6 protein-coding genes and 1 other RNA gene are annotated in these 6,481 nt (G+C 68.7%); all 7 read left to right on the top strand.

Annotated elements, in window-relative coordinates; all coding sequences use genetic code 11:
* The first annotated feature begins 570 nt into the window (after positions 1–570).
* On the top strand, positions 571–1,068 hold the full coding sequence (locus ABZ805_RS28950) for a helix-turn-helix transcriptional regulator (protein ID WP_358447019.1): 498 nt from the start codon (positions 571–573) through the stop codon (positions 1,066–1,068).
* Positions 1,069–1,190: 122 nt separating this feature from the next.
* Positions 1,191–2,297: a peptide chain release factor 2 gene (gene prfB / locus ABZ805_RS28945; protein WP_358447016.1), complete on the top strand. Its 1,107-nt coding sequence runs from the start codon at positions 1,191–1,193 to the stop codon at positions 2,295–2,297.
* Positions 2,298–2,486: 189 nt separating this feature from the next.
* A complete protein-coding gene (ftsE, locus tag ABZ805_RS28940; protein ID WP_224962995.1) occupies positions 2,487–3,176 on the top strand; it encodes a cell division ATP-binding protein FtsE in 690 nt (229 codons plus the stop codon).
* 43 nt (positions 3,177–3,219) lie between these two features.
* On the top strand, positions 3,220–4,122 hold the full coding sequence (ftsX, locus tag ABZ805_RS28935; RefSeq protein WP_358447012.1) for a permease-like cell division protein FtsX: 903 nt from the start codon (positions 3,220–3,222) through the stop codon (positions 4,120–4,122).
* Positions 4,123–4,312: 190 nt separating this feature from the next.
* Positions 4,313–4,789 (top strand): SsrA-binding protein SmpB, encoded by a 477-nt coding sequence (gene smpB / locus ABZ805_RS28930; RefSeq protein WP_224963001.1) that lies wholly within the window; start codon positions 4,313–4,315, stop codon positions 4,787–4,789.
* On the top strand, positions 4,786–5,709 hold the full coding sequence (locus tag ABZ805_RS28925; RefSeq protein WP_358447008.1) for an amidohydrolase family protein: 924 nt from the start codon (positions 4,786–4,788) through the stop codon (positions 5,707–5,709). The genes smpB and ABZ805_RS28925 overlap by 4 nt, the downstream gene beginning before the upstream one ends.
* Before the next feature lie 79 nt (positions 5,710–5,788).
* Positions 5,789–6,159: a transfer-messenger RNA gene (ssrA, locus tag ABZ805_RS28920) on the top strand.
* Positions 6,160–6,481 lie beyond the last annotated feature (322 nt).

The following is a 6,481-nucleotide window of genomic DNA, read 5'->3' as shown; positions in this document are numbered from 1 at the left end:
GTTCGAGACCCCCTCTCTGGCGAGAGGGGGTCTCTTTCCGTTTGCCCTCGTTTTGTACGGGGGCCGAGCCCCCGTAGGCCCCCACGGTGCGGGGCGTGCCGGTTTCGGGTGTGGTGCTGGTGGGGGGCTCGCGCTTCGCGCTTCGTGCTTGCTGTGGTGGGGGGCTCGCGCTTCGCGCTTCGTGCCTTGTGCGGTGGTGCTCGCGCTTCGCGCTTCGCGCTTCGCGGTTTGTGGTTTGTGGTTGGGGGGTGGTGGTTGTGGTTGTTGGGGTGGTTACTTTGCGTAGTGGGGTGGGGTGGTGGGGGGTGGCACCGTTTCGTGCAGGTAGACCGCACGATCAGGTAGCGATCATCGGGCGGTGCGACGCTCCGCGTGGGGGGTCGGTGGGTGCGCGCGCACGAGCGTTCCCCTCGATGGCAGAACGATGTGCGCTGAAGCACGCCGGAACGGCGGCACCCGCTCACGCTGCGCCACAACGGATGGTCCACTCGGACCAGCCCATTGCAACCACAGTGGACAGAGAGGCCGACCATTGTGGACAGCCTGCAAGGGGCGTGGCACGGTGGATTCGTGACTGAGCTGAACTCGACATCCGCCGCACTGCTGGGGCTGCTGCACGACGGCCCGAAGACCGGGGGGCAGCTCGTCGCTGCCGCCACCGAACGATTCGGTGGATTCTTCAGCGTGACCCGCAGCCAGGTGTACCGCGAACTCCCCGCCCTCACCGAATCCGGGCTGCTGCGCCTCGGCAAGCAAGGCCCGCGCTCCAGCCAGCAGTACGCGATCACCGCCGCCGGCAAGCGCGCCTTCAAGTCCTGGTTGAACACCGAACCCGGACCGGACAACGTGCGCAGCCCGCTGATCCTGCGGCTCGTCCACGCCGGATCGCTCACGCCCAAGCAGCGCGCCGCCCTCGTCGAATCCGCCCGCGAGCAGTACACCGCTCGCCTCGACGAGGCGAAGAACGCCGCCAAGGCCACCGCCGACCCGTACGAGAAGGCCGCGGCCGACTTCACCGTCGCTCACAACCGGGCCATCGTGAAACTGCTCGACAGCATTCCGGAATGAGCACTGGGGAATGATCCGGAACCCCGCCCGCGACCACCACCGCAGCCCTGGGCGGGGGCACCGGCGTGAACCTGGGCCGTCCTCGTGGGAACCCGGCCGCCGGTGAAGTACCCTCGAACACTGTGAATCCCGACGTCGCCGCAGATATCAAGGACCTGTCCACCACGCTCGAAGGCATCGAGAGCGTCATGGGCCTAGAAGCGTTGCGGGCGAAGATCGCCGAACTCGAGACCGAGGCGGCCCGGCCGAACCTGTGGGACGACGTCGAGTACGCGCAGAAGATCAGCAGCCAGCTGGTGCACCGGCAGGCCGAACTGCGCAAGATCACCGACCTGCGGCAGCGGGTCGAAGACGTCGAAGTCCTCTACGAGCTCAGCGAGGACGAAGGCGACCAATCCGGGCTCGACGAGGCCGACGAGGAGCGCAAGCGCCTCAAGAAGGAACTCGACGCCCTCGAAGTCCGCACCCTGCTCTCCGGCGACTACGACGAGCGGGAAGCCGTCGTCACCGTCCGGGCGGAAGCGGGCGGCATCGACGCCGCGGACTTCGCCGAAATGCTCATGCGGATGTACGTGCGCTGGTCCGAGCGCCACGAATACCCCGTCGAGGTCTACGACACCTCCTACGCGGAAGAAGCCGGCGTCAAGTCCGCCACCTTCCGCATCAACGCGCCCTACGCCTACGGCACGCTGTCCGTCGAGCAGGGCACCCACCGGCTCGTGCGGATCTCGCCGTTCGACAACCAGGGCCGCAGGCAGACCTCCTTCGCCGGTGTCGAAGTCCTCCCCGTCGTCGAGGAGACCGACCACGTGGAGATCCCGGAGAAGGACATCCGCGTCGACGTGTTCCGCTCCTCCGGGCCCGGCGGGCAGAGCGTCAACACCACCGACTCCGCGGTGCGCATCACGCACATCCCCACCGGCATCGTGGTGTCCTGCCAGAACGAGAAGTCGCAGCTGCAGAACAAGGCGGCCGCGCTGCGCGTGCTCCAGTCCAAGCTGCTCGCCCGCAAGCGGGAAGAGGAGCGGGCCGAGCTCAACGCGCTCAAGGACAGCGGATCCAGCTGGGGCAACCAGATGCGCTCCTACGTGCTGCACCCGTACCAGATGGTCAAGGACCTGCGCACCGAGTTCGAAGTCGGCAACCCGGATGCCGTGCTCGACGGCCAGATCGACGGATTCCTCGAAGCGGGCATCCGCTGGCGCCGCCAGCAGGACTCCGCCGCCTGATCCTCCCCGCCGCCGGGCGGACCGCCTCGCGTGCCGCCCGCACGGGTGATGGCGTTGCTCCGTCCGGATCCGCTGGGGCGTGATCCGATCATGATCTGACCAGCGGGGACGGTTCCGGCACCGGCGCCCCCGGTGACTGGTCCGGGTGAGCGCCGGTCCCCCGAAAGGTCGCAGGTAAACTCACGCCCCGTGATCCGGCTTGAGCACGTGTCCAAGGGATACAAGACCTCGACCCGACCCGCGCTCGACGACGTTTCGGTGAGCGTCGGCAAGGGTGAATTCGTGTTCCTCATCGGCCCTTCCGGCTCGGGGAAGTCCACGTTCCTGCGGTTGCTGCTCCGCGAGGACGTGCCGACCCGAGGCCGGGTGTTCGTGGCCGACTGGAACGTCGCGAAACTACCGCGACGACGGGTACCGCGGCTGCGGCAGCGGATCGGCTGCGTGTTCCAGGACTTCCGGCTGCTCAACAACAAGACGGTCGCCGAGAACGTCGCCTTCGCCCTCGAAGTCATCGGCAAGCCGCGGCACACCATCCGCAAGGTGGTCCCGGAAGTGCTGCAGCTCGTCGGCCTCGACGGCAAGGCCGACCGGATGCCGCACGAGCTCTCCGGTGGTGAGCAGCAGCGCGTCGCCATCGCGCGCGCCTTCGTGAACCGGCCGCTGGTGCTGCTGTGCGACGAGCCCACGGGCAACCTCGACCCCGACACCAGCCAGGACATCATGCTGCTGCTGGAACGGATCAACCGCACCGGCACCACGGTGGTCATGGCGACGCACGACCACTCGATCGTCGACTCGATGCGGCGCCGCGTCGTGGAGCTCAGCCTCGGCCGAGTGATCCGCGACGACGCCCGCGGCGTCTACGGCGTCGGTCGCTGACCAGCCCCGCACCCCCGAACCCAGCCAGGAAGCACACACCAAGATGCGCGCGAGCTTCGTATTCAGCGAGGTCGTCAACGGCCTTCGGCGCAACGTCACGATGACCATCGCCATGATCCTCACCACGGCCATCTCGGTCGGCCTGCTCGGCGGGGGTCTGCTGGTGGTCCGGTTGATCGACCGGATGCAGGACGTCTACCAGGACCGCGTCGAGGTCGTCGTGTTCATGACCGACGACGTCAGCGCCAACGACACCGACTGCACGCAGCAGCCCTGCGCGAACCTCAAGTCCGAGCTGACCCGCTCCTCCGGTGTCGAATCCGTCAAGTTCGAGAACCGCGAGCAGGCGTTCGAGAACTTCAACAAGGTCTTCGAGACCATGCCGGAACTGCGCGACGTGGCCCGCGTCGAAGCGATGCCCGCCTCGCTGCGCATCAAGCTCACCGACCAGGAGCGGTTCGGCGCCATCCAGCAGAAGTTCGAAGGCCAGCCCGGCGTGGACAGCGTCGTCGACCAGGCCGACTACCTGGACCGGCTGTTCGGCGTGCTCAACGGCGTGCGCAACGCGACCTTCTCCATCGCGCTCGTGCAGGCCATGGCGGCACTGCTGCTGATCTCCAACACCATCCAGCTCTCCGCGTTCACCCGGCGCACCGAGACCGGCATCATGCGGCTCGTCGGCGCCACGCGCTGGTACACCCAGCTGCCGTTCCTGCTGGAAGCGATGGTGTCCGGCCTGATCGGCGCGCTGCTGGCGATCATCGGGCTGCTCATCTCGAAGGCGGCGTTCATCGACAGGGTCATGTCGCCGGTGTTCGGCACCGGCATCATCCCGGAGATCGGCTACGGCGACATCGCCGCCGTCGCCCCGATCATGCTGCTGGTCGCGGCCGCCATCTCGGCGACCACCGGGTACGTGACGCTGCGGCTGTACGTGCGGCTCTGACCCCGGAACCACCGCCAGGAGCGGCCGTGCTCGACGAGCGCGGCCGCTCCGCGCATTCCAGGCCGGGAAAAACCCGGTTGACCACGAGGCTCGGCGGCTGCTTCGCTCTACGCCCGGCGCGGGCCGAGCACGACCGGCGCCGTGCCGCGGTCCCGCCGCGCACGAGACACGGGTAGCTAAGGTTGCAAGCATGGTGAAGGAACGCGGGCGCAAGCAGATCGCGCAGAACCGCAAGGCGCGGCACGACTGGTCGGTGCTGGACACCTACGAGACCGGGATCGTGCTGACCGGCACCGAGGTGAAGAGCCTGCGGCAGGGCAAGGCCTCCCTCGTCGACGCCTTCGCCACCGTCGACCAAGGCGAGGTGTGGCTGCGCAACGCGCACATCCCCGAGTACACCGAAGGCACCTGGACCAACCACGAACCGCGGCGCTCCCGCAAACTGCTGCTGCACCGCGGCGAGATCCTCCGCCTCGTCGGGAAGATCAAGGAGAGCGGGCTCAGCCTCATCCCGCTGTCCATGTACTTCTCCGACGGCAAGGCGAAGGTCGAACTCGCCCTCGCCCGCGGCAAGAAGGCGCACGACAAGCGGCACGACATGGCCAAGCGGGACGCCGACCGCGAGATGCAGCGCCACATCGGCCGCATCCGCAAGGGCCGCCGGTGAGCACTCCGGCCGGGCCCGCCTCCGACGCGGAGGTGCGGCCCTGGCTGGACCGGCTCGGCGTCCCCGGGCTCGTCGACCTGCACACCCACTTCCTGCCGGAACGCGTGCTGCACAAGGTGTGGGCCTACTTCGACCAGGCGGGCACCCACTACGGCACCGACTGGCCGATCACCTACCGGCACGACGAACCGACCCGGCTGCGGCTGCTCCGCGACCTCGGCGTCACCGCGTTCGCGCCGCTGGTCTACCCGCACAAACCGGGCATGGCCGCCTGGCTCAACGAATGGGCCCTCGACTTTGGGCACCGCACCCCGGGCGCCGTGCCGACCGCCACGCTCTACCCCGAACCCGGCATGGAGCGCGCCATGCGCGACGCCCTCGCCGCCGGAGCCCGCTGCGTCAAGGTCCACGTGCAGGTCGGGAAGTTCGACCCGCGCGACCCGCTGCTCGACGACACCTGGGGCGTGCTCGCCGAGGCGGGCACCCCCGTCGTCATCCACTGCGGGCACGGGCCCATCCCCGGTGACCACACCGGACTCGACGTGTTCGGCGAAGTGCTGCGCAGGCACCCGCGGCTCACCGCCGTGCTCGCGCACGCGGGCATGCCCGAGTACGAGACCGCGCTGCGGCTCGTCCACGAGCACGAACGAGTGCACCTCGACACCACCATGGTCGGCGTCGCCTTCACCGAGCGGTTCAACCGGCTCCCCGCCGACTGGCCCGCCCGGCTCGTGCCCGTGCGCGACCGCGTCGTCCTCGGCACCGACTACCCCAACATCCCGTACCCGTACGCCGAACAGCTCGCCGCCATCGCCGGCTGGGCCGCCGCCGACGAACGCCTCGGCGCCACGTTCCTGCGCAGCGTGCTGCACGACGCCCCGGCCCGGCTGCTGAAGCTCTCACCAGCGGAAATCTCGTAGTCCGATATTGGAATGATCCGCGGGGGAGCGGACGTTATGCTGTACGGGCCGCGCGGTCGAGAAGGAACGGCCGCAACGAGGGGGTGAACGGTTTCGACTCCGTACGGTGATCCAAGGGAAGCGTGCCGGTGCAGGCGGGAGACCACCGAGAGCGTCGCCGCAATTCAATAAGCGCCGACAAGAGTCAGCGCGAGTTCGCCCTCGCCGCCTGAGCGAGGAGCGACTCTGTCGGACCGGGAACGCCTCCGTCCCGGAATCCGGCATCGACTAGGAGGCTCTTACCGCCAGGTCCGGCCGCGGGACCTGGTGGGACATCGAACAGCGGCTGGGCTCGTCACCTCGGCTAGTTCGCGAGACCGAGGGAGCCAAGCAGAGGCATAGCGGACTGCGCACGGAGAAGTCTTGGTGAAGCGACGGAGGACCCGGGTTCGATTCCCGGCACCTCCACTTGGAGCCTGGTTGACGCTTTTGGCGTCTTCCCGGCTCCTTTTCATCTGTACGGGGGCCGAGCCCCCGTAGGCCCCCACGGTGCGGGGGTCGGGTGGGGCGGGCTCCTTGCGTTGCGTTCGGGTTGGGCTGGGTGGGGACCAGCTCGTTGGGGGCTCGGCCTTCGGCCATCGGGGGATTCTGGGGTGGCTCGGCCTTTGGCCATCGGGGGTCGCCTCGGCCTTCGGCCATCGGGAGGTCGGTCGATGGATTCCTGCAGGGCTTCGCGCACCGCCGGGTCGAGCCGCTCCAGCGCGCCGACCAGCTCGGCGGCAGGCACCCGCCC

The organism is Saccharopolyspora sp. NPDC047091 (assembly GCF_040643635.1).
Lineage (GTDB): Bacteria > Actinomycetota > Actinomycetes > Mycobacteriales > Pseudonocardiaceae > Saccharopolyspora_C.
The sequence above is the reverse complement of the archived record's forward strand: the minus strand, read 5'-3'. Positions and strand labels throughout refer to the sequence as shown.

Bases quoted from the DNA above. Each gene is read 5' to 3' on its own strand.
- ftsX (WP_358447012.1), top strand. From the start codon at position 3,220: ATGCGCGCGAGCTTCGTATTCAGCGAGGTCGTCAACGGCCTTCGGCGC.
- smpB (WP_224963001.1), top strand. From the start codon at position 4,313: ATGGTGAAGGAACGCGGGCGCAAGCAGATCGCGCAGAACCGCAAGGCG.